The organism is Halosaccharopolyspora lacisalsi, assembly GCF_014137975.1.
In the GTDB taxonomy this organism is placed as follows: Bacteria; Actinomycetota; Actinomycetes; order Mycobacteriales; family Pseudonocardiaceae; genus Halosaccharopolyspora; species Halosaccharopolyspora lacisalsi.
Window position 1 is genome coordinate 896374 of the sequence record NZ_JACGWZ010000001.1, and the last position, 23998, is coordinate 920371.

General features: G+C 70.9%; 22 protein-coding genes. 18 read left to right on the forward strand and 4 right to left on the reverse strand.

The window, feature by feature from the left end:
* Positions 1–99: 99 nt before the first annotated feature.
* From FHX42_RS04335 to FHX42_RS04395, 13 genes are all read left to right on the forward strand, one after another.
* Positions 100–870, forward strand: a complete 771-nt coding sequence (locus tag FHX42_RS04335) for a mechanosensitive ion channel family protein (protein WP_182542837.1) — start codon at positions 100–102, stop codon at positions 868–870.
* Positions 871–946: 76 nt separating this feature from the next.
* Positions 947–2767, forward strand: a complete 1821-nt coding sequence (gene ggt / locus FHX42_RS04340) for a gamma-glutamyltransferase (protein ID WP_182542838.1) — start codon at positions 947–949, stop codon at positions 2765–2767.
* 184 nt (positions 2768–2951) lie between these two features.
* Entirely contained in the window at positions 2952–3878 is a 927-nt protein-coding gene (gene fmt, locus FHX42_RS04345) for a methionyl-tRNA formyltransferase (RefSeq protein ID WP_182542839.1), read from the forward strand.
* Entirely contained in the window at positions 3875–5296 is a 1422-nt protein-coding gene (locus tag FHX42_RS04350) for an RsmB/NOP family class I SAM-dependent RNA methyltransferase (RefSeq protein WP_182542840.1), read from the forward strand. The genes fmt and FHX42_RS04350 overlap by 4 nt, the downstream gene beginning before the upstream one ends.
* Before the next feature lie 35 nt (positions 5297–5331).
* Positions 5332–5748, forward strand: a complete 417-nt coding sequence (locus FHX42_RS04355; protein ID WP_182542841.1) for an OsmC family protein — start codon at positions 5332–5334, stop codon at positions 5746–5748.
* Positions 5729–6208, forward strand: coding sequence for a nucleoside deaminase (locus tag FHX42_RS04360; RefSeq protein WP_182542842.1), 480 nt, complete (start codon positions 5729–5731; stop codon positions 6206–6208). The genes FHX42_RS04355 and FHX42_RS04360 overlap by 20 nt, the downstream gene beginning before the upstream one ends.
* 167 nt (positions 6209–6375) lie before the next feature.
* The gene (locus FHX42_RS04365) at positions 6376–7758 is read left to right on the forward strand and encodes an amino acid permease (RefSeq protein WP_182542843.1); all 1383 of its coding nucleotides are present in this window, start codon (positions 6376–6378) and stop codon (positions 7756–7758) included.
* A 185-nt stretch (positions 7759–7943) separates the two neighbouring features.
* Positions 7944–8636, forward strand: coding sequence for a ribulose-phosphate 3-epimerase (gene rpe, locus FHX42_RS04370; protein ID WP_328795894.1), 693 nt, complete (start codon positions 7944–7946; stop codon positions 8634–8636).
* A gap of 5 nt (positions 8637–8641) precedes the next feature.
* Positions 8642–9676, forward strand: a complete 1035-nt coding sequence (gene ribD / locus FHX42_RS04375; protein ID WP_182542844.1) for a bifunctional diaminohydroxyphosphoribosylaminopyrimidine deaminase/5-amino-6-(5-phosphoribosylamino)uracil reductase RibD — start codon at positions 8642–8644, stop codon at positions 9674–9676.
* 10 nt (positions 9677–9686) lie between these two features.
* Positions 9687–10346, forward strand: coding sequence for a riboflavin synthase (locus tag FHX42_RS04380; protein ID WP_182542845.1), 660 nt, complete (start codon positions 9687–9689; stop codon positions 10344–10346).
* A gap of 37 nt (positions 10347–10383) precedes the next feature.
* Entirely contained in the window at positions 10384–11652 is a 1269-nt protein-coding gene (locus FHX42_RS04385) for a bifunctional 3,4-dihydroxy-2-butanone-4-phosphate synthase/GTP cyclohydrolase II (RefSeq protein WP_182542846.1), read from the forward strand.
* Positions 11649–12146, forward strand: a complete 498-nt coding sequence (gene ribH / locus FHX42_RS04390; RefSeq protein ID WP_182542847.1) for a 6,7-dimethyl-8-ribityllumazine synthase — start codon at positions 11649–11651, stop codon at positions 12144–12146. Before FHX42_RS04385 ends, ribH begins: the two co-directional genes overlap by 4 nt.
* Before the next feature lie 91 nt (positions 12147–12237).
* Complete coding sequence (locus FHX42_RS04395; RefSeq protein ID WP_182542848.1) at positions 12238–12696, forward strand: PH domain-containing protein; 459 nt, start codon at positions 12238–12240, stop codon at positions 12694–12696.
* A gap of 252 nt (positions 12697–12948) precedes the next feature.
* Here FHX42_RS04395 and FHX42_RS04400 read toward each other — a convergent pair whose 3' ends face one another.
* Both FHX42_RS04400 and FHX42_RS04405 read right to left on the reverse strand, forming a co-directional pair.
* The gene (locus FHX42_RS04400; RefSeq protein ID WP_182542849.1) at positions 12949–14142 is read right to left on the reverse strand and encodes an MFS transporter; all 1194 of its coding nucleotides are present in this window, start codon (positions 14140–14142) and stop codon (positions 12949–12951) included.
* Positions 14135–14905, reverse strand: a complete 771-nt coding sequence (locus FHX42_RS04405) for a DeoR/GlpR family DNA-binding transcription regulator (protein WP_182542850.1) — start codon at positions 14903–14905, stop codon at positions 14135–14137. Before FHX42_RS04405 ends, FHX42_RS04400 begins: the two co-directional genes overlap by 8 nt.
* Positions 14906–15073: 168 nt before the next feature.
* On the opposite strand from FHX42_RS04405, the gene FHX42_RS04410 reads away from it, so the two are divergent.
* The 5 genes from FHX42_RS04410 to whiA all read left to right on the forward strand — a co-directional run bounded on the left by FHX42_RS04410 (position 15074) and on the right by whiA (position 21273).
* On the forward strand, positions 15074–16096 hold the full coding sequence (locus FHX42_RS04410) for a beta/alpha barrel domain-containing protein (RefSeq protein ID WP_328795895.1): 1023 nt from the start codon (positions 15074–15076) through the stop codon (positions 16094–16096).
* Positions 16097–16404: 308 nt separating this feature from the next.
* Positions 16405–18441: an excinuclease ABC subunit UvrC gene (gene uvrC / locus FHX42_RS04415; protein ID WP_182542851.1), complete on the forward strand. Its 2037-nt coding sequence runs from the start codon at positions 16405–16407 to the stop codon at positions 18439–18441.
* Positions 18438–19316, forward strand: a complete 879-nt coding sequence (rapZ, locus tag FHX42_RS04420) for an RNase adapter RapZ (RefSeq protein WP_182542852.1) — start codon at positions 18438–18440, stop codon at positions 19314–19316. Before uvrC ends, rapZ begins: the two co-directional genes overlap by 4 nt.
* On the forward strand, positions 19313–20287 hold the full coding sequence (locus tag FHX42_RS04425) for a gluconeogenesis factor YvcK family protein (protein ID WP_182542853.1): 975 nt from the start codon (positions 19313–19315) through the stop codon (positions 20285–20287). Before rapZ ends, FHX42_RS04425 begins: the two co-directional genes overlap by 4 nt.
* Positions 20287–21273, forward strand: a complete 987-nt coding sequence (gene whiA / locus FHX42_RS04430; RefSeq protein WP_182542854.1) for a DNA-binding protein WhiA — start codon at positions 20287–20289, stop codon at positions 21271–21273. The genes FHX42_RS04425 and whiA overlap by 1 nt, the downstream gene beginning before the upstream one ends.
* Before the next feature lie 205 nt (positions 21274–21478).
* On the opposite strand, the gene FHX42_RS04435 is transcribed toward whiA, so the two are convergent.
* Positions 21479–22168, reverse strand: a complete 690-nt coding sequence (locus FHX42_RS04435) for a response regulator (RefSeq protein WP_182542855.1) — start codon at positions 22166–22168, stop codon at positions 21479–21481.
* Positions 22165–23853 carry an ATP-binding protein gene (locus FHX42_RS04440; RefSeq protein ID WP_220479489.1) on the reverse strand — a complete coding sequence of 563 codons (1689 nt, stop codon included), beginning with the start codon at positions 23851–23853 and terminating at the stop codon, positions 22165–22167. Before FHX42_RS04440 ends, FHX42_RS04435 begins: the two co-directional genes overlap by 4 nt.
* Positions 23854–23998: the final 145 nt, after the last annotated feature.

Consider the following 23998-nt stretch of genomic DNA (forward strand, 5'->3'; position numbering starts at 1 on the left):
GCGGCACCTGATCGATACAGCCCCAGGTTTGACCGAAGTGGACAGCGGGCATCCGGGGGATTCCAGCCAGGAAATCGACAGGTACAAGGAGCGATCACGATGGTTCTCGCACAAGGTGGCGGATTCAACGTTTTGGGGAGTCTGCAGAGCGCGTTCACCACGCTGATGGGATACGTTCCACAGATCATCGGCGCGCTGGTGGTGCTCGTCGTCGGGTACATCATCGCGAAACTGCTCCGAATGGGAATCACGAAACTGCTCAAGAAGTTTCGGATGGATGAACGACTGAAGTCGGGCGGCAGCGGGAGCTACGTCGAGAGGGTAAGTCCGGAAGGCAGCCCTTCGCGGTTGGTCGGGACCGTGGTGTTCGCGGTACTCATGGTCTTCGTGCTCTCCTCCGCGGTGGGCACGCTCGGGATTCCGGCCCTCACGGGATTCATGAACGTGGTGCTGGGTTACCTGCCGCGCGTGATCGCGGCGTTGCTGATCTTCGTGGCGGCAGCGGCGATCGCGGGTGTGGTCGGCGGTCTGGCACGCCGGACGCTGGGGGACACCCCGGTCGGCCGGATGGCCGGGATGGCCGGCCCGACCCTGGTCATGGCGATCGGGGTGTTCATGATCCTGACGCAGCTGCGGATCGCCCCGACGATCGTCATGATCACCTACACTGCGCTGATCGGTGCGTTGGCGCTGGGCGCGGCGCTGGCCTTCGGTCTCGGTGGCCGGGAGGCGGCTGGCGAGATGATCAATTCGGGCTACCGTCGTGCGCAGCGTGAGATGCCCACCCAGCGCTCCGGCGCCGAGAGCCGTGCCGGCCAGGAGCAGGGCTCCGAGGCGGAACGCGGGGCAGGGGCGCACCGGCCGAGCTGACCACTTTCCGAAGTGGTTGTCCCGACAGCGCGAACACGGCAAGATACCCAACGCTACCGGCGCTGTGGAGGTTGGGATGGTGTTCGCCAGATCGGTGCGGATCGCGTTCTGCCTGGTGGTCTCGTGCGCGCTCGTCGCGCCCACGGCCTCGGCCGTTCCCGTGGGCTCGGCCCCACCTCCGCGGTCCCCCTCGAAACCACCGCCGAAGCTGGCCACGGCCGTCGGGCACGGCGGAGCCGTCTCCAGCGTGGACCCCTACGCGACGCGGATCGGTATTCGGACATTGCGTCGGGGAGGCACCGCCACGGACGCCGCCGTGGCGGTGGCTGCTGCGCTGGGCGTCACCGAGCCCTACTCCTCGGGCATCGGCGGCGGTGGTTACTTCGTGCACCACGACGCCGACACCGGCGAGGTCTCCACGATCGACGGGAGGGAAACCGCTCCCGCCGCCGCGAGCGAGGACCTGTTCGTGGAGAACGGTGAACCCCTCTCGTTCGACGAGGCCGTCACCAGCGGTCTGTCGGTCGGCGTGCCCGGTACGGCCGCGACCTGGCAGCGCGCGCTGCGGGAGTGGGGCGAGATGGACCTGGGCCGGGTGCTGCGCCCGGCCCAACGACTGGCCGGGAAGGGCTTCGTCGTCGACGAGACGTTCCGCGCGCAGACGGCGCGGAACGAGGAGCGCTTCCGCGACTTCCCGGCCAGTCGGAAGCTGTTCCTGCCGGGCGGTGAGCTTCCCGAGGTGGGCAGCGTGTTCCGCAACCCCGCCCTGGCCGAAACCTACGGACTGCTCGCCAGGAAGGGGCCGGCCCCGTTCTACGAGGGCGAGATCGGTGCCGACATCGCCGAGACGGTGCGGGAGCCCGGGGTCGCCCCCGGTGCCGACCGAGTCGTCCGGCCCGGCGGGATGACCCGTGCCGACCTGGCGAACTACCGCACGATCGAGCGCGCGCCCACGCACGTCGAGTACCGCGACGCCGACGTTTACGGCATGGCGCCGTCCAGCTCCGGGGGCACGACGGTCGGCGAGGCGCTCAACATCCTGGAGCGCACCGACCTGTCCGAGGCCGACAAGGCCGAGTACCTGCACCGCTTCCTGGAGGCGACCAAGCTCTCCTTCGCCGACCGCAACCGCTGGGTGGGTGATCCCGCCTTCTCCGACGTGCCGACCGAGGAGCTGCTCGGCCAACGCTTCGCCGACTCCCGGGAGTGCCTGATCGAGCCCGATTCGGTCCTGGAGGCCCCGGTCGCGGCCGGCGACCCGAGGGACCCGCACCGATGCCGCCCGCGGACCTCGAAGGCCGAACTCCCCTACGAGGGCCCCAGCACCACGCATCTGACGGTCGCCGACGCCGCGGGCAACGTGGTCTCCTACACGCTGACGATCGAGCAGACCGGCGGCAGCGGTATGACCGTGCCCGGACGCGGTTTCCTGCTCAACAACGAGCTCACCGACTTCTCGTTCACGCCGAACACACCGGGCGTGCCCGACCCGAACCTGCCCGGGCCGGGCAAGCGCCCGCGCAGTTCCATGAGCCCGACCATCGTGCTCTCCGACGGCGAACCGCTGCTGGCGCTCGGCACTCCGGGCGGCACCACGATCATCACGAGCGTGGTGCAGGTCCTGACCGGGCGGCTGGACCGGGGCATGTCCCTGCCGGAGGCCATCACGACTCCCCGGGCCTCCCAGCGCAACACCGAGCGCACCGCCGCGGAACCGGGATTCCTGCGGCAGCGTGTCACCGGGAAGCTCCGCGAGACCGGCCACTCCTTCGAACAGATGGCCGAGATCGGTGCCGTCACCGGCGTCGAGCGCTTGCCGGGAGGACGCTGGGTGGCCGCCGCCGAACCCGAGCGCCGGGGCGGCGGAGCCGCGTCCGTGGTGCGGCCGTCCCCCTGAGGCGCGTGGTTTCCCGGTTTAGCGCGAAACCGGGTAACCACCGCGACGGGTATAGGGGGTTATGGAGTTCGGTCGTACCGGCCGCGACCGACACGGCGGAACATCACGCCTAGAATCGGGGGGTTGCCGCCGATGTCCGGGGAGTTTTGCGTGACCGTCCAGCCGTCCGGGGAGGCCCGCTGAGATGCGCGTGGTCTTCGCCGGTACTCCCGAACCCGCCGTGCCCGCCCTGCGTGCGCTGCTGGACTCGTCGAGACACGAGGTCGTCGCCGTGGTCACCCGTCCCGACGCGCCCGCGGGCCGGGGTCGCAAGGTGGTGCGTTCCCCCGTCGGAGCCCTGGCCGACGAGCACGGGATCGAGGTGCTGACGCCCTCTCGTGCCTCGGACCCCGAGTTCCTGGAGCGGCTGAGAGCTCTCGAACCCGACTGCTGCCCGGTCGTGGCCTACGGTGCCCTGCTGCGGCAGGAGGCCCTGTCGATCCCCCAGCACGGCTGGATCAACCTGCACTTCTCCCTGCTGCCCCACTGGCGGGGAGCGGCACCCGTGCAAGCCGCGATCCGGCACGGGGACGAGATCACCGGCGCGAGCACCTTCCGAATCGTGCCCGACCTCGACGCGGGGCCGGTCCACGGCGTCGTCACGGAGCCGATCGACGGTACCGACACCGCCGGTGCGCTGCTCGGGCGACTCGCGGAGTCCGGATCGCGGTTGCTGGTGGCCACCCTCGACGGCATCGAGGACGGAACCCTCCGCGCCGAGGAGCAGTCCGCCGACGGGGTCAGCTACGCCCCCAAGGTCACCGTCGACGATGCCAAGGTGGACTTCACCGAACCGGCGCGGGCCGTGGATCGGTTGATCCGCTCGGTGACCCCGGATCCGGGGGCGTGGTGCTGGTTCCACGGTGAGCGCCTCAAGCTCGGGCCGGTCGAGCCGACCGAGGAAACGGGCTTGGCACCGGGGGAGATCAGCGTGCAACGGCGTCGTGTGCTCGTCGGCACCGCCACCACGGCGGTTCGACTGGGCGAAGTGCAGGCACGGGGCAAGAAACGTATGGCCGCCACGGACTGGGCGCGTGGGATCAGCATTGAGCAAGGAACGGAACTAGCGTGAACCAGAACCGGCCCCGAGGAACGTCCCGACCGAACCAGTCGCGTCCACCGCGGCGGAACAAGGGGCCGTCCCGTCCGCCCGCCGACGACCCCGCCCGTCTCGTCGCGCTGGAAACCCTGCGCGCGGTGCGGGAACGCGACTCCTACGCCAACCTCGCACTGCCCTCCCTGCTCAGGAAGCACCGCGTCGGAAGCAGGGACGCCGCACTGGCCACCGAGCTCACTTACGGCACCTGCCGGGCGCAGGGCCTGCTCGACGCGATCGTCGCCGAGTGCAGTGCGCGGCCGCTGGCCGACGTGGACCCGGTGCTGCTCGACGCGCTGCGGCTGGGGGTCTACCAGCTGCTCCGCACGCGGATCCCGTCCCACGCCGCCGTCGCGGCCACCGTGGATCTCGTGCGCGGTCAGGCCGGATCCAAGCTGGCCGGATTCGCCAACGCCGTGCTGCGCCACGCCGGGGAGCGCGACGAACAGCAGTGGATCGAGCAGCTCGCCCCCGACCGCGCCACCGATCCGGTCGGGCACCTCGCGCTGCGCTACGCACATCCGCGTTGGATCGCCCACGCGTTCGCCGACGCGCTGGGGTCCACGGGTGCGGAGCTGGAAGCGGCCCTGGCGGCCGACGACGCGCGCCCGGCGGTGCACCTCACGGCGCGGCCCGGCGAGATCAGTGCCGACGAGCTCGCCGCGATCACCGGTGGCGACGTGGCCCCCTACTCGCCCTACGGGGTGCACCTGGAGGCCGGAGCGGGCGATCCCGGCGAGCTGGAACCCGTGCAGGAGGGCTTCGCCACCGTCCAGGACGAGGGAAGCCAACTCGCCGCGCTGGCCCTGACCAGGGCGGATGTCGAAGGTTCGGACACCCGCTGGTTGGACCTGTGTGCCGGCCCCGGTGGCAAGGCGAACCTGTTGGGGGCGCTGGTCACCCTCGACGGAGGAACGCTGGACGCGGTCGAGCAGACGCGGCACCGCGCCGACATGGTGAGCCGGGTGACCTCCGACCTCTCGGTGTCCGTGCACGTCACCGACGGGCGACAGCCGGAGTTGACCGGTGGCTTCGACCGGGTCCTGGTGGACGCGCCCTGCACGGGACTCGGCGCCCTGCGCCGCAGGCCCGAGGCACGCTGGCGGCGTCAGCCCTCCGACCTCACCGACCTGACCCACACGCAGCGCGGACTGCTGCGTTCGGCGGTGGAACTGACCCGCCCCGGCGGAGTGGTGGCCTACGTCGTGTGCTCCCCGCACCTGGCCGAGACCGTCGACGTCGTCTCCGACGTCCTGAAGAGCACCGGAGCGCGTCAGCTGGACGCCCGGCCCTGCTTCCCGGGGGTCGACGATCTGGGCGAGGGGCCGAACGTGCAGCTGTGGCCCCACAGCCACGGCACGGACGCCATGTTCTGCGCCCTGCTGCAGGTCTGAGAGGCTCGCGGAACAGTCGGCGCGAGGAGGTAATGATGTCGTCCACTCCTGTGGAGGTGCGGCGTACCGGGCAGCGGAGCTTCACCGCGACCAACGGGCGCGGTGGAGAAGTGGAGATCGGCACGGACGGGGCCCCGGACTCGTTCACGCCCGGTGAGCTACTGCTGGCCGCGATCGCCGGCTGCTCGGCGGTGACCGCCGAGCAGCTGCTGACCCGCAGGCTCGGGGAGGACGCCGCGGTGACGGTCCACGCCGACCGTGACAAGGACCCCGAGGACGCGCACCGGTTCTCCGCGGTGCGGGCCGCTTTCGACGTCGACCTCGCGGCGTTGACCGACACCGAGCACCGGGAGAAACTGGTCGAGGTCGTCCAGCGCGCCGTCGAGCAGCAGTGCACCGTCAGCCGCAGTGTCGAACGGGGGACCCCTGTCGATGTCTCCTTCAACCGCTGATAGCACCGGGGACACGCCCCGCTACCGCGAGTGGTTGTCCGTGGCGCTCGACGAGGCGCGGGCGGGCGCGGCCGAGGGCGGAGTCCCGATAGGGGCGGCGCTGATCGACGAGGACGGGCGGGTACTCGGTCGCGGGCACAACCGCCGCGTCCAGGACGACGATCCCTCGGCGCACGGTGAGACGACGGCCTTCCGCGCCGCCGGACGTCAGCGCTCCTACCACCGGACCACGATGGTGACCACGCTCTCGCCCTGCTGGTACTGCAGTGGCCTGGTGCGCCAGTTCGGCATCGGCCGGGTCGTCATCGGCGACACCCGCACCTTCCACGGTGCCCACGACTGGTTGGTCGAGCACGGTGTCGAGGTCGTCGTGCTCGACGACCCCGACTGCGCGCGCCTGATGACCGAGTTCGTCGACGCGCACCCCGACCTGTGGCACGAGGACGTCGGCGCGGAGTAACCGGCTCACGTGGTGGGTCGCGGCCGTGTCCCGTACACGGGAGCGGAGCACGGTGACTCGGGCTGCTCCACGTGGTCGAACTTCGTCGGGCAAGGCGTTCGAGGCCGGATGATCCGGCATCGTAGGGTTTCTCGCGGTTGTGCTCGAACGGAGAGGGGCGGCGCGCGATGGTGGACCAGCTGGAGGAGCCCGGGAGCGGGCTGCGTCGGGACCTCAGCGGCCGCCAGGTCGGCATGATCGCGCTCGGCGGTGCGATCGGCACGGGGCTGTTCCTGGGGTCGGGGCTGGCGATCTCGACCGCCGGTCCGGCGGTGATCATCGCCTACGCGGTCGCGGCCCTGGTGGCCCTGGCACTGGCCTACGCGCTGGCCGAGATGATGGTGGTGCATCCCGAGGCCGGGGGATTCGGCGCCGTCGCGCACCGCTACCTCGGCGGCCTCGCCGGGTTCGTGCAGCGCTGGATCTACTGGGCGGCCCAGGTCGTCAACATCGGCAGCGAGGTGGTCGCGGCCGGGATCTACTTCCGGTTCTGGTATCCCCAGGTGCCGCTGTGGATGCCGGTGGTGGTCTTCGCGGTGGTCATGCTGCTGGTCAACGCCGCAGCGGTGCGCTACTTCGGCGAGTTCGAGTACTGGTTCGCCATGATCAAGGTCGTGACCATCGTGGTGTTCGTCCTGCTGGGCCTGACCTACATCTTCGTGGGCCTGCCCGGCCGGGAGGCCACCGGGGTCGAGGCGCTGACCGCCCACGGCGGTTTCCTGCCCAACGGTCTCGGTGCGGTGTGGATGGCCCTGACGGTGGTCACCTTCTCCTACCTGGGCACCGAGGCCGTCTCGGTCACGGCCTCGGAGTCGCGCAACCCCCGCCGCGACGTCCCGCGCGCCGCGCGCAGCATGGTGCTGCGGCTGGCGCTGTTCTACATCCTCGGGATGCTGGTGATCGTGACGATCCTGCCGTGGACGCAGGTCTCCGGCGGTGACGACGTGGCGCAGAGCCCCTTCGTGCGGCTGTTCGCGCTGGCCGGCATTCCCGCCGCCGCGGGAATCATGAACTTCGTGGTCCTCACGGCCGCGCTCTCGGCGATGAACACGAACCTCTACGTCACCGCCCGCATGACCTACTCGCTGGCCCAGGACGGTTACGCCCCCCGGTGGTTCACCGGCCTCAGCCGCAACGGCACACCCCGGCGTGCGCTGCTGCTGTCGACGTGCGGGCTGGTGCTGGCGGTCTTCGTCTCGGTGTTCGCACCGAACACCGCCTTCCCGCTGCTGCTCGGGCTGGCCCTGTTCGGGGCGCTGCTGACCTGGCTGATCGTCTTCGCCAGTCAGCTCGCGTTCCGGCGCAGCCGCGGCGAGCAGGGCCTGCCGCCCTCGCCGGTGCGGCTTCCCGGTGCGCCGGTGACCACGGTGCTGGCGATGTTGTTCACCGCCGCCGTCCTGCTGACCACGCCGTTCACCGAGCAGTTCAGCACAGCCTGGAAGGCGGGCGCACCGTTCCTGGTCCTGCTCGTGATCGCCTACTACCTGGTGCGCCGCCGCGCGAGCCGGTGACGCTGTCCCGCACCATGCTCTCACCGAGCGATCGGCAGGAAGCCCGACGACGTAGCCAGGCGCACGACGAGTGGTCGTCGACCCGACCGGACATCGCCGACCTGCTCGACGGGCAGGACCGCCTCGCCGATCGACGGGATCAGCCACTCGGCGGAGCGGTACGGGGCCGGCGTTACACTCCGTGTGTGTCGAATCAGCCGCTGATCGCGCCGTCCCTGCTCTCCGCCGACTTCGCCCGGCTCGCCGACGAGATGGCCGCCGTGGGCGGCGATTCGGGCGGAGGTGCGGACTGGCTGCACGTCGATGTCATGGACGCGCACTTCGTTCCGAACCTGACCCTGGGCCTGCCGGTGGTGCAGTCGCTGCAGAAGTCCACCGACATCCCGCTGGACTGCCACCTCATGATCGACGACCCGGACCGCTGGGCCGTCGGCTACGCCGAGGCGGGCGTCCACAACGTCACCGTGCACGCGGAGGCCGCCGACGAGCCGGTCGGCCTGGCCAAGAACCTGCGTGCGGCCGGGGCCAAGGCCGGCCTGTCGATCAAGCCGAACACTCCGCTGGAGCCCTACACCGACGTGCTCAAGCACTACGACACGCTGCTGGTGATGTCGGTGGAACCCGGCTTCGGCGGGCAGAAGTTCATCGGCGAGGTGCTCGAGAAGACGCGCCGGGCGCGCCGGATGGTCGACACCGGCCACCTCAACCTCGTGGTCGAGATCGACGGCGGCATCAACACCGAGACCATCGAGCAGGCCGCCGAGGCGGGCGTGGACTGCTTCGTGGCTGGATCGGCCGTCTACGGTGCCGAGGACCCCGCCCGCGCGGTCGAGGGACTGCGCAGCCAGGCGATCAACGCCGCGCACGCCCGGCAGTGACGTCGATGGGTCATCAGCGGTCCGCCCCCGCGGTCTCGGCGGCGATGCACACGGCGATGTCGGCCGCCGGTGAGGTGCGGGGGACGACGAGCCCGAACCCGCCGGTGGGGTGTGTGATCCTCGATTCCGCCGGTGAGGTCGCCGGGGTGGGAGCGACGCGCCCTCCCGGGGGAGATCACGCCGAGGTCGTGGCCCTGCGCACCGCCGGGGAGCGTGCCGCGGGTGGCACGGCGGTGGTGACCCTGGAGCCCTGTGCCCACACGGGGAGGACGGGTCCCTGCGCGGTGGCGCTGCGCGACGCGGGTGTGGCCCGTGTGGTGTATGCGGTGGCCGATCCGAACCCGCCGGCCTCCGGCGGAGCCGAGATCCTGCGCGCGGCGGGTGTCGAGGTCGAGGGCGGTCTGCTGGAGGAGGAAGTCGTGGCGGGACCGTTGCGGGCCTGGTCGCACTTCGCGCGCACGGGCCGTCCGCACGTCACCTGGAAGTACGCGGCCACGTTGGACGGGCGTTCGGCGGCGGCCGACGGAACCAGCCGGTGGATCAGCTCGCCGGAGTCGCGGGACGAGGTGCACGCGCTGCGTCGGCACTGTGACGCGATCGTGGCCGGCACCGGCACCGTGGCCGCCGACGATCCGCACCTGACCGCGCGGGACCCCGACGGGGCCCCGGCCGCGCACCAGCCGCTGCGGGTGGTCGTCGGCGACCGGGCCCTGCCGGAGGGGGCACGAGTGCTGGATGCCGCCGCCGAGACCCTGCGGCTGCCCGGCGGCGACGTCGACGCGGCGCTGGCGGCGCTGGCCGCCCGCGGCGTGGTCGACGTGCTGCTGGAGGGCGGGCCGAGCCTGGCCGGGGCGTTCTGGGCGGCCGGTCGCGTCGACCGGGTGCTGGCCTACGTCGCCCCGACGCTGCTGGGATCGGGACCGGCGGCGCTGGCCGACGCGGGAGTGTCGAGCCTCTCGCAAGCCTGGCGCCTCGACATCGAACAGACCACCATGAGCGGCACGGACATCCGCATCAGCGCCGTCCCGCGCGGGCGATAGGAGGAAGCCGGTGTTCACCGGGATCGTCGAGGAACTCGGCACCATCGTCTCGATCGACTCCGGGGCCGACGGTGCCCGGTTGACCGTGGCCGGACCCGTGGTGACCACGGACGCTCGTCACGGTGACTCCATCGCCGTCAGCGGGGTGTGCCTGACGGTCGTGGAGGTGGTCGAGGACCGGTTCAGCGTGGACGTGGTCACCGAGACGCTGCGCCGCTCGGCGCTCGGCGAGCTGGCCACGGGAGACCGGATCAACCTCGAACGGGCCATGGCCCTCGGCGACCGGCTCGGTGGTCACATCGTGCAGGGGCACGTGGACGGCACCGGTCGCGTACTGGGGTCGGATGCCGGCGGGCTGACCCGGTTCGAGCTCCCGTCCGCGCTGTCGCGGTACCTGGTGGAGAAGGGATCGATCACCGTGGACGGAGTGTCGCTGACCGTGGTGGACTGTCCGCCGGGCGAGTTCTCCGTCGCGCTGATCCCCACCACCGCGGAGTTGACCACCCTGGGGCGCAGATCAGCCGGTGACGCGGTCAATATCGAGGTGGACGCGCTGGCCAAGCACGTCGAACGGCTGCTGGACCCGCAGGTGCGGCACCTCACCCGTGGTCACGAGCCGTGGTCGGGGGACAATGAGGTAGGTGGGGTCGGCGACGGTCCGGCCAGGTGAGCCAGGTGAATTCTCGGCACGGTAGGGGCGCGACAAGGTGAGCACCGCAGCATTCGACGACATCGAGCACGCACTGGCCCAGATCGCGGCCGGGCGACCGGTGATCGTCGTCGATGACGAGGACCGCGAGAACGAGGGCGACCTGATCTTCGCGGCGGAGAGGGCCACGCCGGAGATGGTGGCGTTCATGGTGCGCTACACCTCGGGATACATCTGCGTCGCGCTCACCGGTGAGGACTGCGACCGGCTCGACCTGCCCCCGATGTATCACGCCAACCAGGACCTGCGTGGCACGGCCTACACCGTGACCGTGGACGCGGCCAGCGGCGTGACCACGGGTATCTCTGCCGCCGACCGCGCGCGCACGATCAACGTGCTTGCCGACGCGGACAGCGCCGCCTCCGACCTGAACCGCCCCGGACACGTCGTCCCGCTGCGCGGCCAGACCGGTGGGGTGCTGCGCCGCGCCGGGCACACCGAGGCCTCGGTGGACCTGGCCCGACTCGCCGGACTGCGCCCGGCGGGAGCGCTGTGCGAGATCGTCAGCGAGAAGAGCGAGGGCGAGATGGCCCGTCGCGACGAGCTGGAGGTCTTCGCCGCCGACCACGACCTCGCGCTGATCACGATCGCCGACCTGATCGCCTACCGGCGCCGGTTCGAGCGGCAGGTCGAGCGGGTCGCCGAGGCGCGCATCCCCACGGCGCACGGGACGTTCCGCACGGTCGGCTACGACAGCCTGCTCGACGGCATCGAGCACCTGGCCCTGGTCTACGGCGACATCGGCGACGGCGAGGACATCCTGGTCCGGGTGCACTCCGAATGCCTGACCGGTGACGTGCTGGGATCCCTGCGCTGCGACTGCGGTCCGCAGCTGGACGCGTCACTGGCCAAGGTCGCCGATGCCGGCAGGGGAGTCGTGCTCTACATGCGCGGTCACGAGGGGCGCGGTATCGGGCTGATGCACAAGTTGCAGGCCTACCAGCTCCAGGACGACGGAGCCGACACCGTCGACGCCAACCTGGAACTGGGCATGGCCGTGGACGGACGGGACTACGGGCAGGGCGCCCAGATCCTCTACGACCTCGGGGTGCGCTCGATGCGGCTGCTGACCAACAACCCGGACAAGCGCGTCGGGTTGGAAAGCTACGGGCTGCGTATCGTGGGTCGGGAACCGCTGCCGATCCGGCCGAACCCGGAGAACCTGCGCTACCTGCAGACCAAGCGGGACCGAATGGGCCACGACCTCACCGATCTCGACGACGGTGAGGACTCCTCGATCGGCGACGGCTCGGAGGTGACGGCATGAGCGGTGAGGGACGTCCTGCGGTGGAGGTGCCGAGGGCCGGCGATCTGCGGCTGGGTATCGCCGCGATCCGCTGGCACGCCGACATCGTGGACACGATGCTGGAGAACGCGCGGGCCGCCGCGACCGAGGCGGGCATCGCCGAGCCGACGGTGGTGCGGGTCCCCGGCTCCGTGGAGCTGCCGGTGGTCTGCCAGCAGTTGGCGCACCAGCACGACGCCGTGGTGGCGCTGGGAGTGGTCGTCCGGGGCGGCACGCCGCACTTCGAGTACGTCTGCGAGTCGGTGACCAGCGGACTGACCAGGGTGACGCTGGACGAGTCCACGGCTGTGGGCAACGGCGTGCTGACCTGCGACACCGAGCAGCAGGCGCGGGAGCGCGCCGGTTTCGACGGGTCCGCGGAGGACAAGGGCAGGGAAGCCACCGCCGCGGCGCTGGACACCGCTCTGGTCCTGCGCGAGCTGCGTGGGTGGAGCAACGAGCAGGGTTTTCTCTGAGAATGTCACCACGGATCGACGGAGCGGGTCGGCCTGCTCGGGCCGCTCGTCCGAGTGAAAGCCGACGGCCCCTCGAAAGGACCCTCGTTTCATGAGCACGCGCGCCGCCGAGTCGACCGTGACGGTGCGGCCCCACAAGGTTCGCCTGGTCGCGATCCCGTCCGCCGTGACGGTGGTCGTCATCTGCGTCGTGGCCGCCGTTTTCCTGCGCAGCACACCGACCGGCGTGCTGTTCCGGATTTCCGACCAGATCGCCATGGTCGGCATCGGCGTGGTGCTGGCCGGGTTGATCCTGCTGGTGACCCGTCCCCGGCTGCGGGCCGACGAGGACGGAGTCGAGATCCGCAACGCCGTGATGACCTACCGGTACCCGTGGTCGATGGTGCTCGCGGTCAGCTTCCCCGACGGGGCCGCGTGGGCGCGGGTCGAGCTGCCCGAGGACGAGAACACCCCGATCATGGCGATTCAGGCCGCCGACGGAGCCCGCGCGGTGCAGGCGATGCGAGAGTTGCGAGACCTGCGCCGCCGCATCGGCCACCTGGAGGGATAGAGGGGCCGCTTGCCCTGCGTAGTGGGGCGGGCGGGGGAACCTCAGACGCCGTCTCGCTCCGGGATTCGCCACATCGAGTGGGTACTTGCGCCCGCCCGTAACCCGGCCACCGCCCCCCGACGGAGGCGCTGCGCGCCGCGGCGTCTCCGTCGGGCTGTCCTCGCGAGACGACGTCTGAGACCCCCGGCGGGTCGGCCTGCGTACTTGGTGGCAAGCGGCTCCGCCGCTTTCTCAAGAGAATCAGGCACGGCCTCATCCGGTTCTGGGCCTCAGCGCGGGAGCCGACAGGGCGATGAACAGGGCCAGGACGGCCGGAATGCCCAGTGCCACGCCCAGACCGACCCAGTGCGCGGTGAAACCGATCACGACGGGGCCGGCTAGCAGTCCGGAGTAGGCCAGCGTGCTGACCTGGGCGAGGTCCCTGCCGCTGCGCTCGGGGTCGCGATTGCCCGCAGCGCTGAATACCTGCGGCACGATGCACGACAGCCCCGCACCGAACAGCCCGTACCCGACCAGGGCCGCCGCGGGATGGTGCAGCAGCAACGCACCGCCGAGACCGAGCCCGGCGACCGCGCCGCAGCCGCGCACCAGGGCCACGGGACCGAACCGCGCGCTGAGCCGGTCGCCCAGCAGCCGGAAGACGGTCATCGTCGCGGAGAACACGGCGAAGCCGATCGCGGCCACGGCCGGGCTCGTGCCCAGCTCGTCGCGCAGGTACACCGAGGACCAGTCGTTCATCGATCCCTCGCCCAGCGAGCAGCAGAACCCGAGCACCCCGAGGAACACGATCACCAGCGGGATGCCGCGCGGAGAGGTCGGTGCGGACGACTCGCCGCGGCGGGCGGGTTCGGGCGGCAGCAGCGCCGGTCGGGCGGCGAGGGAGACCAGTGCCAGCGCGACCCCCACGATCGTGAAGTTCGCGCCCGATCCGAGGGCGAGACGGGCGGCCAGGGCGCCGACACCGGAGCCGAGCAGACCTCCGAAGCTGAACGTGGCGTGGAACGTGCTCATGATCGGACGCCCGTAGCGCCGTTCGACGCCGACGGCGTGGGTGTTCATGGACACGTCCAGCATTCCGTGCCCGGCGCCGAAGACCAGCAGTCCGACGATCAGCGTCGGCAGGTTTCCGGCGAAGCCCGGAACGACCATGCTCAGCGACATCAGCACCCCGGCCGGTGGCACCACCCTGGCGCTGCCGAACCGGTCCGTGAGCGGACCGACGGCCTGCATGGCCAGCACCGACCCGGCCGCCACGGCCATCAGCGCCACGCTCAGCGACGCCTCGTCGAGACCGATCCGCTGCTTGATCGCCGGGATGCGCGCGGTCCAGGTCGCCAGTGCCGCTCCCGCGATCACGAAGTACGTCGTGACCGCCCCGCGCGCCCGCTGCTCGGCGGTGCCCGGTGCGGTCGCGGTCCTCGACGGTGCTGTCGGGTACTCAGACAACGCGCACCACCACTCCGGCGCCCTCCATCGTCGCTCGCGTGTCGGGGGGAATGCCGTCGTCGGTGACGACGAGGTCCAGTCCGGTGATCGGGCAGACGTGACCCAGTCCGGTCCGGGTGAACTTCGACCCGTCGCAGGCGGCGATCGCGCGTCGCGCGGAGGCGATCGCGGCCTGTTTGACCGGCACCTCGGTCAGCTCGTGCGCGGTCAGCCCGTGCTCGGCCGACAGCCCGCAGCACCCGAGCACGACGGTGTCCACCCGGAGCTCCCGCAGCGAGTTCTCGGTGAGGTGCCCGACGAAGGACAGGTCGCCGGGGCGGGTCCGGCCGCCGGGCAGCAACAGGTTCGCCCCGGCTGTGGCGAGCGCGTTGGCCCCGTGCAGATCCAGCGGGATCGCCGTGATCCTGCGTCCCGTCAGCGCGCGGGCGACTTCCAGGTTCGTGGTGCCGCTGTCGAGGATCACGGACTCGCCGTCGGCGACGAGCTCGGCCACCTCGGCGGCGATACGTCGCTTGGCCGTCGTCGCCTCGTGCACGCGCAGGGCGAAGGGCGTCGACTCGCCGCGCAGCAGCAGGCTCACGGCGCCGCCGCGCACGCGGCGCAGAGCACCCTGCTCGGCGAGGTGGTCGAGGTCGCGCCGGATGGTCATCTCCGAGCATCCCGTGCTGGTGGCCAGCTCGGGCACGGTGACGTGTTCGCTCGCGCGGAGCCGCTCGATGATCGAGAGCGTGCGTTCGGTGGTGTCCACGCTTGTATCAGACATGATCAGTGTTCGCAGGTCAACAAAACGAACACGGAACAGTTTGCTTCGAACTCGAGATGGGTTTCTTCGCGGGGTTCGCTCACCGGGGCGTGGTACGTTCCCCGCCGGTGTGTGCGTGCGGTGGCGGTGGGGGACAATGGTCCGGGCATCGGCGGGAGGAGAGCGATCGTGAGCGTGGCCCAGGAGCGGAACCTGCGTGTGGTCCGGGACGAACCTCGTGAGCCGGCGGTCCGGCTCGGTGACATCGCGCTGCGCAACCGTCTGGTGACCGCTTCCAGTCTGCTCGGCTACGGCGTGGCCAACGCCAAGCTCGTGCCCTACGGCATGAGCCCCATCTCCCAGTTCGTTCCGCTGGATCGCTTCGGCGCGATCACCACCCGCACGCTGACCGTGGAGCCGCGGGAAGGGCATTTCACCACGCGCGACGTGTGGCCGCTGAGCGAGCTGCCCGCGCTGCTCAAGCGCTACGGGCAGGTGCAGCGCCAGGTCGACGGCGGCTGGATCAACGCCTTCGGCTGGTGCAACGTCGGCATCGACGCCTACCTGCGGGACTACTACCCGCGCACCCGCGGTCAGAACACGATCATCTCGGTCGGCGGCTTCTCCCCCGAGGAGTTCACCACCCTGGTCGACAAGATTAACAAGGCCGTTCCCGCCGGTGAGATCGCCGCCGTCGAGTTCAACGTCTCCTGCCACAACGTCAACTTCGACTTCGAGAGCATCATCGAGTCGGTGCTGGCCCAGGCCGTGCCGCGCAGCAACCACCCGGTCGTCCTCAAGCTCTCGCCCGACTACGACTACCTCGCCCACGCGCGCCTGGCCGCCAAGTACGGCGTCTCGGCGTTGACGGCGATCAACACGGTCAAGGGGCTGCGCCTGGACCCGAACACGGGTCGACCGTTGTTGAGCAACGGTTTCGGCGGTCTGTCCGGGCGGGCGATCAAGCCCGTCGGCCTGCGGGTGGTCTCCGAGCTGCGCGACGCCGGGGTGCGCCTGCCGATCATCGCCACCGGCGGGATCCGCAGCTTCGACGACTGCCGCGAGTACTTCTGGGCGGGCGCCGACGCGGTCAGCCTCGGCAGTGCCACGTGGTTCGCCAGCTATCCCGGCTACCTGCTCTCGCCGCTGCACGCGATGCGGGTCCGCGCCCTGCTTCGGCGCATCGAGCACTACCGGCCGCCCCACCGCTGAGGGTCTCGGCCCCTCCGGCGCGATCGATTTCGGGCGGTGCCTCCCACGGTCGAGCGGTCCGGGGCGGACCCCGCCGCGCGAGTTCGTCTCGGTGCAGCGGGTGACGGACGGGGAGGCGCCCTGCGCACCGAACCCGGCGCGGCCTTCGGCGTCCGGGGGCGCGACCGGACGGGCTGAGGCGGGCGAGACCGCTCCCTCCACGGATCCGTGGGAAGTGTCTCCCACGTCCAGCGCGGGACTCGGCCCACCGGCCCTGATCGGGCCCCACCTGGCCCGGGCGTGTCGCATACGCACGTAAGGTGGGGGCCGTGGCCGACCCGTCCACCTACCGACCAGCTCCCGGCACGATCCCGGACTCCCCCGGCGTCTACCGCTTCCGCGACGCCGACGGGCGCGTGATCTACGTCGGCAAGGCCAAGAGCCTGCGCAGCAGACTCGCGTCGTACTTCGCCGACCTGTCCGGCCTGCATCCGCGCACCCGCCAGATGGTGACCACGGCCACCGGGGTGCAGTGGACGGTGGTCAACACCGAGGTCGAGGCCCTGCAGCTGGAGTACTCCTGGATCAAGGAGTTCGATCCCCGCTTCAACGTCCGCTACCGCGACGACAAGTCCTACCCGGTGCTGGCGGTGACGCTGAACGAGCAGTACCCGCGGCTGCACGTCTACCGGGGCCCGCGCAAGAAGGGCGTGCGCTACTTCGGTCCCTACGCCCACGCGTGGGCCATCCGCGACACCCTGGACATGTTGCTGCGGGTCTTTCCGGCGCGGACCTGCTCCAACAGCGTGTTCAAGCGGCACGCCGAGATCGGCCGCCCGTGCCTGTTGGGCTACATCGACAAGTGCTCGGCGCCGTGCGTGGGGCGCGTGGACGCCGAGCAGCACCGCGACATCGTCGACGACTTCTGCGACTTCCTGTCCGGGCGCACCGACACCATGATGCGTCGGCTCGACGCCCAGATGCAGGAGGCCTCCGAGCAGCTGGACTTCGAACGGGCCGCCCGGCTGCGCGACGACCTGGAGGCCCTGCGCCGGGCGATGGAGAAGCAGGCGGTCGTGCTCGGTGACGGCACCGACGCCGACATGGTCGCCTTCGCCGAGGACGAGCTGGCCGCCGCTGTCCAGGTCTTCCACGTGCGCGGCGGGCGCGTGCGCGGCCAGCGCGGGTGGGTCATCGACAAGGCGGAGAACACCGACACCGCGCAGCTGACCGAGCAGTTCCTCACCCAGTTCTACGGGGAGCAGGCCTCGTTGGCCGAGCAGGCCGACGCCGGGGGCAGCCCCGTCCCGCGTGAGGTGCTGGTCCCGCAGCTGCCGCCCGACCCCGACGCGGTCGCCCAGTGGCTCGGCGGATTGCGGGGCACCAAGGTCGGGCTGCGGGTCCCGCAGCGGGGCGACAAGCGGACCCTGCTGGAGACCGTCGAGCGCAACGCCAAGGAGGCGTTCTCCCAGTACAAGCTGCGCCGCGCCGGGGACATCACGGCCCGTTCGGCCGCCTTGCAGGAGCTGCAGGAGGCCCTGGCGCTGGACAGCGCTCCACTGCGCATCGAGTGCATCGACGTCAGCCACGTGCAGGGCAGTGACGTGGTCGCTTCGTTGGTGGTGTTCGAGGACGGCGTGGCCCGCAAGTCCGAGTACCGCCGGTTCTCCGTGCGGGAGGGAGCCGACGGAGGCGACGTCGCCTCCGTCGCCGAGGTCGTGCGGCGTCGTTTCGCCCGTTACCTCGCCGAGACCGAGAACGCCCCCGCCACGCCGCCCGGGGTGCAGTCGGACGCGACCACGGCCGTCGTCGATCCCGCGCAGGAGGAGGAGCCCTCCCCGGGCGTCGACCCGGAGACCGGCAAACCGCGCAAGTTCGCCTACCCGCCGAACCTGCTGGTCGTAGACGGTGGCGCCCCCCAGGCCAACGCCGCCGCCGAGGCCGTGGCCGAGCTCGGGATCACCGACGTCGCCGTGGTGGGCCTGGCCAAGCGCCTCGAGGAGGTGTGGTTGCCCGCCGAGCCCGAACCGGTCATCCTGCCCCGTACCAGCGAGGCGCTGTACTTGCTGCAACGGGTCCGTGACGAGGCGCACCGCTTCGCGGTCACCTACCACCGCAAGAAGCGCTCCCGGCGGCTGACCGACTCCGAGCTGGACGCGATCCCCGGGTTGGGGCGGACCCGCAAGGCGGCGTTGCTCAAGCACTTCGGCTCGCTGCGCAAGATCCGCCGGGCCGGTGTCGACGAGATCAGTGCGGTTCCCGGTTTCGGCCGGAGCACCGCCGAGGCCGTGTATACGGCCCTGAACGGGGGAGAGACCGCCTCGAACGAGGCGTCCGGGGAAGAGATCGAAGGGGGCAAGCAGTGAACGAGGAGCAGTCGGGTATCGAGGTCGCTGTCGTCAGCGGCCTGTCCGGGGCCGGACGCAGTACCGCAGCGAAGTGTCTGGAGGACCTCGGCTGGTTCGTCGTGGACAACCTGCCTCCGGAACTGATCTCGACGATGGTCGAGCTCGGTGCCCAGTCCAGCGGGGAGATCACCCGGGTGGCCGTGGTCATGGACGTGCGCAGTCGCGCGTTCACCGAGGACCTGGGCTCGGTGATCAAGGACCTGGACGCCCGCGGTTACAAACCGCGAGTCGTGTTCCTGGAGGCCACCGACGAGGTGCTGGTCCGGCGCTTCGAACAGGTCCGGCGCGGGCACCCGCTCCAGGGCGAGGGCAGGCTCGCCGACGGCATCGCCGCCGAGCGCTCGCTGCTGTCGAAGCTGCGGGCCGAGGCCGATCTGGTGGTCGACACCACCGGACTGTCCGTGCACCAGCTCCGCGCCAAGATCGAGGACGCGTTCGGCAGCGAGGGCAGCACCAGCACCCGGGTGACGGTGCTCTCCTTCGGCTACAAGTACGGCCTCCCGATGGACGCCGACCTGGTGATGGACTGCCGGTTCCTGCCCAACCCGTTCTGGATCCCGGAGCTGCGCGAGTTCAACGGGCTCGACGACGAGGTGCGCAACTACGTGCTCGGGCAGGAGGGCGCGGAGGAGTTCCTGCGCAGCTACCAGCACATGCTGCGGCTGGTCGGTGCCGGTTACCACCGGGAGGGCAAGCGGTACCTGACCCTGGCGATGGGGTGCACCGGCGGTAAGCACCGCAGTGTGACCCTGGCCGAGGAGCTGGCCAGACGGTTGTCCGAGGACGATGGGGTGATGGTCAAGACGGTGCACCGTGACCTGGGGCGCGAGTGAGCGCCCCGCAGCGGTCCCCGCGGGTGGTGGCCCTGGGCGGGGGGCACGGGTTGCAGGCGAGCCTGGGCGCGTTGCGGCGCATCACCCCGGACGTCACCGCCGTGGTGACCGTCGCCGACGACGGCGGCTCCTCGGGCCGGTTGCGCCGCGAGCTGGGGATGCTGCCGCCGGGCGACCTGCGCAAGGCGCTGGCCGCCCTGTCGGACTCGGAAGCCGACACGCAGGCGTGGTCCCGGATGTTCGAGCACCGCTTCGGCGGTGACGGTGCCCTGGCCGGTCACGCCGTGGGAAACCTCATGCTGGCCGGGCTGCTGGACGTGCTCGGCGATCCGGTGGCCGTGCTGGACCAGGTGTGCCGACTGCTGGGCGTGCGGGGGCGGGTGCTGCCCATGTCCTGCGAGCCGCTGGACATGGAGGCCGACGTCACGGGGCTGGAGGAGAACCGGGAGGCGGTGCGCACCATCAGGGGACAGGTCGCCATCGCCACGACCCCCGGCCGGGTGCGCGAGATACGGCTGTACGCTACCAACGGCCACCGCACGCGCCCCACCGCATCGGAGGAGGCGGTCCGGGCGGTGTCCGAGGCCGACGTGGTCGTGCTCGGACCCGGATCGTGGTTCACCAGTGTGCTGCCGCACCTGCTGGTTCCCGAGCTGCACGAGGCGCTGGTGGAAACCCGGGCGCGTCGCTTCGTCGTCCTCAACCTCACCCCCCAACCGGGTGAGACCGCGGATTTCTCTCCGGAACAGCACTTGGACGTGCTTACCCAGCATGCGCCGCGTCTTCGGGTGGATTCGGTGCTCGCCGACGCCGATTCGGTACCCACTCCCGATCGACTTCGCGCTGCGGCTGCCAAGCTGGGTGCGCAGACTCTGTTGGATCAGGTCGCCGTACCGGCCGCACCGGGCAGACACGATGTCGGGGCGTTGGCGGCGAGCCTGCGGACAGCACTGGAGAGGAGGACGGACTAGTGGCGATGACCTCGGCGGTCAAGGACGAACTCAGCCGGTTGCCGGTGACCAGGACCTGTTGCCGGAGATCGGAAGTGTCCTCACTACTGCGCTTCGCCGGCGGGCTACACATCGTGGCGGGGCGCGTGGTGGTGGAGGCCGAGCTCGACAGCGGCTCCACGGCGCGGCGGCTACGTGGTGAGCTCAACGAGCTGTTCGGTCAGCACTCCGACGTGCACGTGATCACCTCCGGTGGACTGCGCAAGGGCACGCGCTACGTCGTCCGGGTGGTCCGCGACGGCGAGAGCCTGGCCAGGCAGACCGGCCTGCTGGATCCGCGGGGACGGCCGGTGCGGGGACTCCCCGCCCACGTCGTCGCGGGCGGCACGTGCGACGCGGAGGCGGCCTGGCGGGGGGCGTTCCTGGCGCACGGTTCGCTGACCGAACCGGGGCGTTCCTCCTCGATGGAGGTCACCTGCCCCGGCCCGGAGGCGGCGTTGGCGCTGGTGGGTGCCGCGCGCAGGCTGGACGTGCAGGCCAAGTCCCGCGAGGTGCGCGGGGCCGACCGGGTCGTGGTGCGTGACGGGGACGCCATCGGGGCACTGCTGACCAGACTGGGAGCGCACAGCAGCGTGCTCTCCTGGGAGGAGCGCCGGATGCGGCGCGAGGTCCGGGCGACCGCCAACCGGCTGGCCAACTTCGACGACGCGAACCTGCGGCGCTCGGCGCGGGCGGCCGTGGCCTCGGCCGCGCGGGTGGAGCGCGGGCTGGAACTGCTCGGCTCCTCGGTGCCCGAGCACCTGCTCGTGGCCGGACGGCTCCGACTGGAACACCGGCAGGCCTCGCTGGAGGAGCTGGGGCAGTACGCCGATCCCCCCATGACCAAGGACGCCATCGCCGGGCGCATCCGGCGACTGCTGGCGATGGCCGACAAGCAGGCGCGTGAACTCAACCTCCCCGACACCGAGTCGGCCGTGACCAAGGAACTCCTCGACGCCGAGGTGTGAGTTGCCGGGTTTCACGGTTTGGCTTGGCCAGGGGTTGGGTGGGGGAACCTCAGACGCCGCCTCGCTCCGGGACCTGTCACATCGAGTAGCCACCGCGCCACGTGCCAGCTGTCCTCGCGAGGCGACGCCTGAGAACCCCCGGCGGGTCGATTCGCGTGCATGAGGCACAGCGGCGAAGCCGCTTTGTGAAAGGAACGCAAAAGATTTACTGATCGGCGTCGCCGGTCCAGCGGTAGCGGTGTTCGGGGCGTCCCGCCGAGCCGTAGCGGAGTCGGAGCTCGACCGTTCCGGTCGTCGAGAGGTGATCGAGGTAGCGCCGGGCGCTGACGCGGGAGAGCCCGGCCCGCTCACCGAGTTCGAGCGCTGACAGGTCGGTGTCGGCCGTGCGCAGCGTGTCCACGACGAGTTGCGCGGTGACCTGCGACAGCCCCTTGGGCAACTTCGCCGGAGGACTCGCGCGCGTGCGCATCAGGCCGTAGACGCGGTCGACGTCGGACTGTTCGGCCTCGGTGACCGAGGCCAGCGCACTCCGAGCCTGCGCGTACTGGTTCAGCCGGTCGCGCAGCTCGCTGAACGGGAACGGCTTCAGCAGGTAGTGCACGGCTCCGCTCTGCATGGTCGCCTGCACCGTCTCCGCGTCACGCATCGCCGTGATCACGAGCACGTCCAGCGTGTGCGCGGCTCCACGCAGTCGCTGCAGCACCTGCACCCCGGACTCGTCCGGCAGGTAGATGTCCAGCAGCACCAGATCCGGCCCCAGCTGTTCGACCGAGGTCAACGCCTCGGCAGCGGTGCGGGCCACCCCGACCGCCTCGAACCCCTCCAGCGTCTCGACGAGCTTGCGGTGGTTGTGGGCCACCCGGGCGTCGTCGTCGACGACGAGTACGCGAATCATCCACCGCTCCCATCGAGTTCTTCCCGTTCGGAATCGTCACGAGCGGAATCGTCCGCGGGGGTGGAGACCGGCAGCAGCGCGGTGAACACGGCCCCCTGGTCGTTGTCGATGCGGACCCAGCCACCGCGGTTGCGGCAGGTCTGGCGGACCAGCGCCAGCCCCAGCCCACCGGTGCCGCCCCGCTGGGCGACCTTGGTGGTGAATCCCGCTCGGAACACCTCCTCGGCCAGTTCCGGGGCGACACCCGGCCCGGAGTCGTCGACCTCGACCAGCGTCGCCGCCGCCCCGGCCTCGTCCCGCACCGAGCGCACCGACACGCCCACCCGTCCTCCCCCCGGCTCCAGGGAGTCCACGGCGTTGTCGATGAGGTTGCCCACCACCAGGATGAGGTCCTCCCGCGCGCCCGTGCCCGGCAGCGCGTCGAGATCGGCCTCCGGGGCCAGGACGAACTCGGCGCCGCGCTCGCCGGCGGCGGCCGACTTCGCCAACAGCAGCGCGGCCACGGCGGGATCGCGCACCCGCGTGGTCAGCTGCTCGGACAGCTGGGCCTGCGTCGTGCTGAGCTCCTCGACGAAGGTGCGCGCCTCCTCGTGCTCGCCGAGCTCCAGGAGTCCGGCGATGGTGTGGATCCGGTTGGAGAACTCGTGAGCCTGGGCGCGCAGCGCGTCGGTGGTCGTGCGCGCCCCGTCCAGTTCCCGGGCGAGCCGATCGAGCTGGGTGCGGTCGCGCAGCGTCACCACCGAACCGCCGTCGCGTCCGTCCATGCGCACCGGCATCCGGTTCAGCGCCAGCACCCGGCCCCGGCGCAGCACGATCTGGTCCGCGCCGTCGGCCCGACCGTCGAGCACCTCGTGCAGCCGCTCGGGCAGTTCCAGTCGTTCCAGGAAGCGCCCCTCGGTGTCGTCCGGCAGACCCAGCAGCCTGCGGGCCTCGTCGTTGACCAGCGTGACCCGCCCGGCGGGGTCGCAGGCGACGACGCCCTCCTTGAGCGCGTGCAGCATGGCCATCCGGTGCTCGACCAGCGTGCCGATCTCGCCCGCGGCCATCCCGAAGGTCTGGCGCCGCATCCGCCGGAAGATCAGGTAGGTGCCCACGGCCCCGACCAGCACCAGCCCCAGCACCACACCGACGAGCCTGGGCAGCGTCTCCCAGACCTCGTCGGCGACGTCGGTGACCGGGATGCCGACCGAGACCACGCCGATCACTTCGCCGCCCTGGTCCAGCACCGGGACCTTCGCCCGCATCGAGCGGCCCGTGGTGCCCACCTGGACTCCCGTCCAGGACCGGCCCGACAGCGCGATCGAGGCGTCGGTGGACAGGTGCTCGCCGATCCTGCTCTCGACCGGGTGCGAGTAGCGGACCTGGTGCTCGTTGGCCACGACGACGAAGGACGCACCGGTGGCCCGGCGGATGCGTTCGGCCAGCGGGGCGATCGTGCGGGCCGGCTCCGGATCGTCGAAGGCCTGCCGGACGGTGGGCAGCGTGGCCACCGATTCGGCGATCGTCAGCACCCGTTGGGCGTACTGCTCGTCGAGTTCGGCGCGGTTCTGGCGCCACCAGAACACGCCGCTGGCGGTGATCGCGATGACCACGAGAACGAGTTGCAGGGCGAAGAACTGCCCCGCCAGCGACAGTCTTCGCGTCGCCGCCCCCCGCTTCCTGAAGCCGACCGTGATGACAACCACCTTTCCCGAGTTCGCCACGGGAGTGTGCAACGTCGGCTCCCCACCGGGTTCACCACCCCGGGTGAATCGCTCGACCGCCCGTGACCACAACGACCATTACTGCGACTTATGAACACCACATTCCCCTGAACGGATGTGACGCACA

Bases quoted from the DNA above. Each gene is read 5' to 3' on its own strand.
- FHX42_RS04335 (WP_182542837.1), top strand. From the start codon at position 100: ATGGTTCTCGCACAAGGTGGCGGATTCAACGTTTTGGGGAGTCTGCAG.
- FHX42_RS04395 (WP_182542848.1), top strand. From the start codon at position 12,238: ATGAGCACGCGCGCCGCCGAGTCGACCGTGACGGTGCGGCCCCACAAG.
- FHX42_RS04355 (WP_182542841.1), top strand. From the start codon at position 5,332: ATGTCGTCCACTCCTGTGGAGGTGCGGCGTACCGGGCAGCGGAGCTTC.
- fmt (WP_182542839.1), top strand. From the start codon at position 2,952: ATGCGCGTGGTCTTCGCCGGTACTCCCGAACCCGCCGTGCCCGCCCTG.
- FHX42_RS04435 (WP_182542855.1), bottom strand. From the start codon at position 22,168: ATGATTCGCGTACTCGTCGTCGACGACGACGCCCGGGTGGCCCACAAC.
- FHX42_RS04365 (WP_182542843.1), top strand. From the start codon at position 6,376: ATGGTGGACCAGCTGGAGGAGCCCGGGAGCGGGCTGCGTCGGGACCTC.
- FHX42_RS04405 (WP_182542850.1), bottom strand. From the start codon at position 14,905: ATGTCTGATACAAGCGTGGACACCACCGAACGCACGCTCTCGATCATC.
- FHX42_RS04360 (WP_182542842.1), top strand. From the start codon at position 5,729: ATGTCTCCTTCAACCGCTGATAGCACCGGGGACACGCCCCGCTACCGC.
- ggt (WP_182542838.1), top strand. From the start codon at position 947: ATGGTGTTCGCCAGATCGGTGCGGATCGCGTTCTGCCTGGTGGTCTCG.
- ribD (WP_182542844.1), top strand. From the start codon at position 8,642: ATGGGTCATCAGCGGTCCGCCCCCGCGGTCTCGGCGGCGATGCACACG.
- ribH (WP_182542847.1), top strand. From the start codon at position 11,649: ATGAGCGGTGAGGGACGTCCTGCGGTGGAGGTGCCGAGGGCCGGCGAT.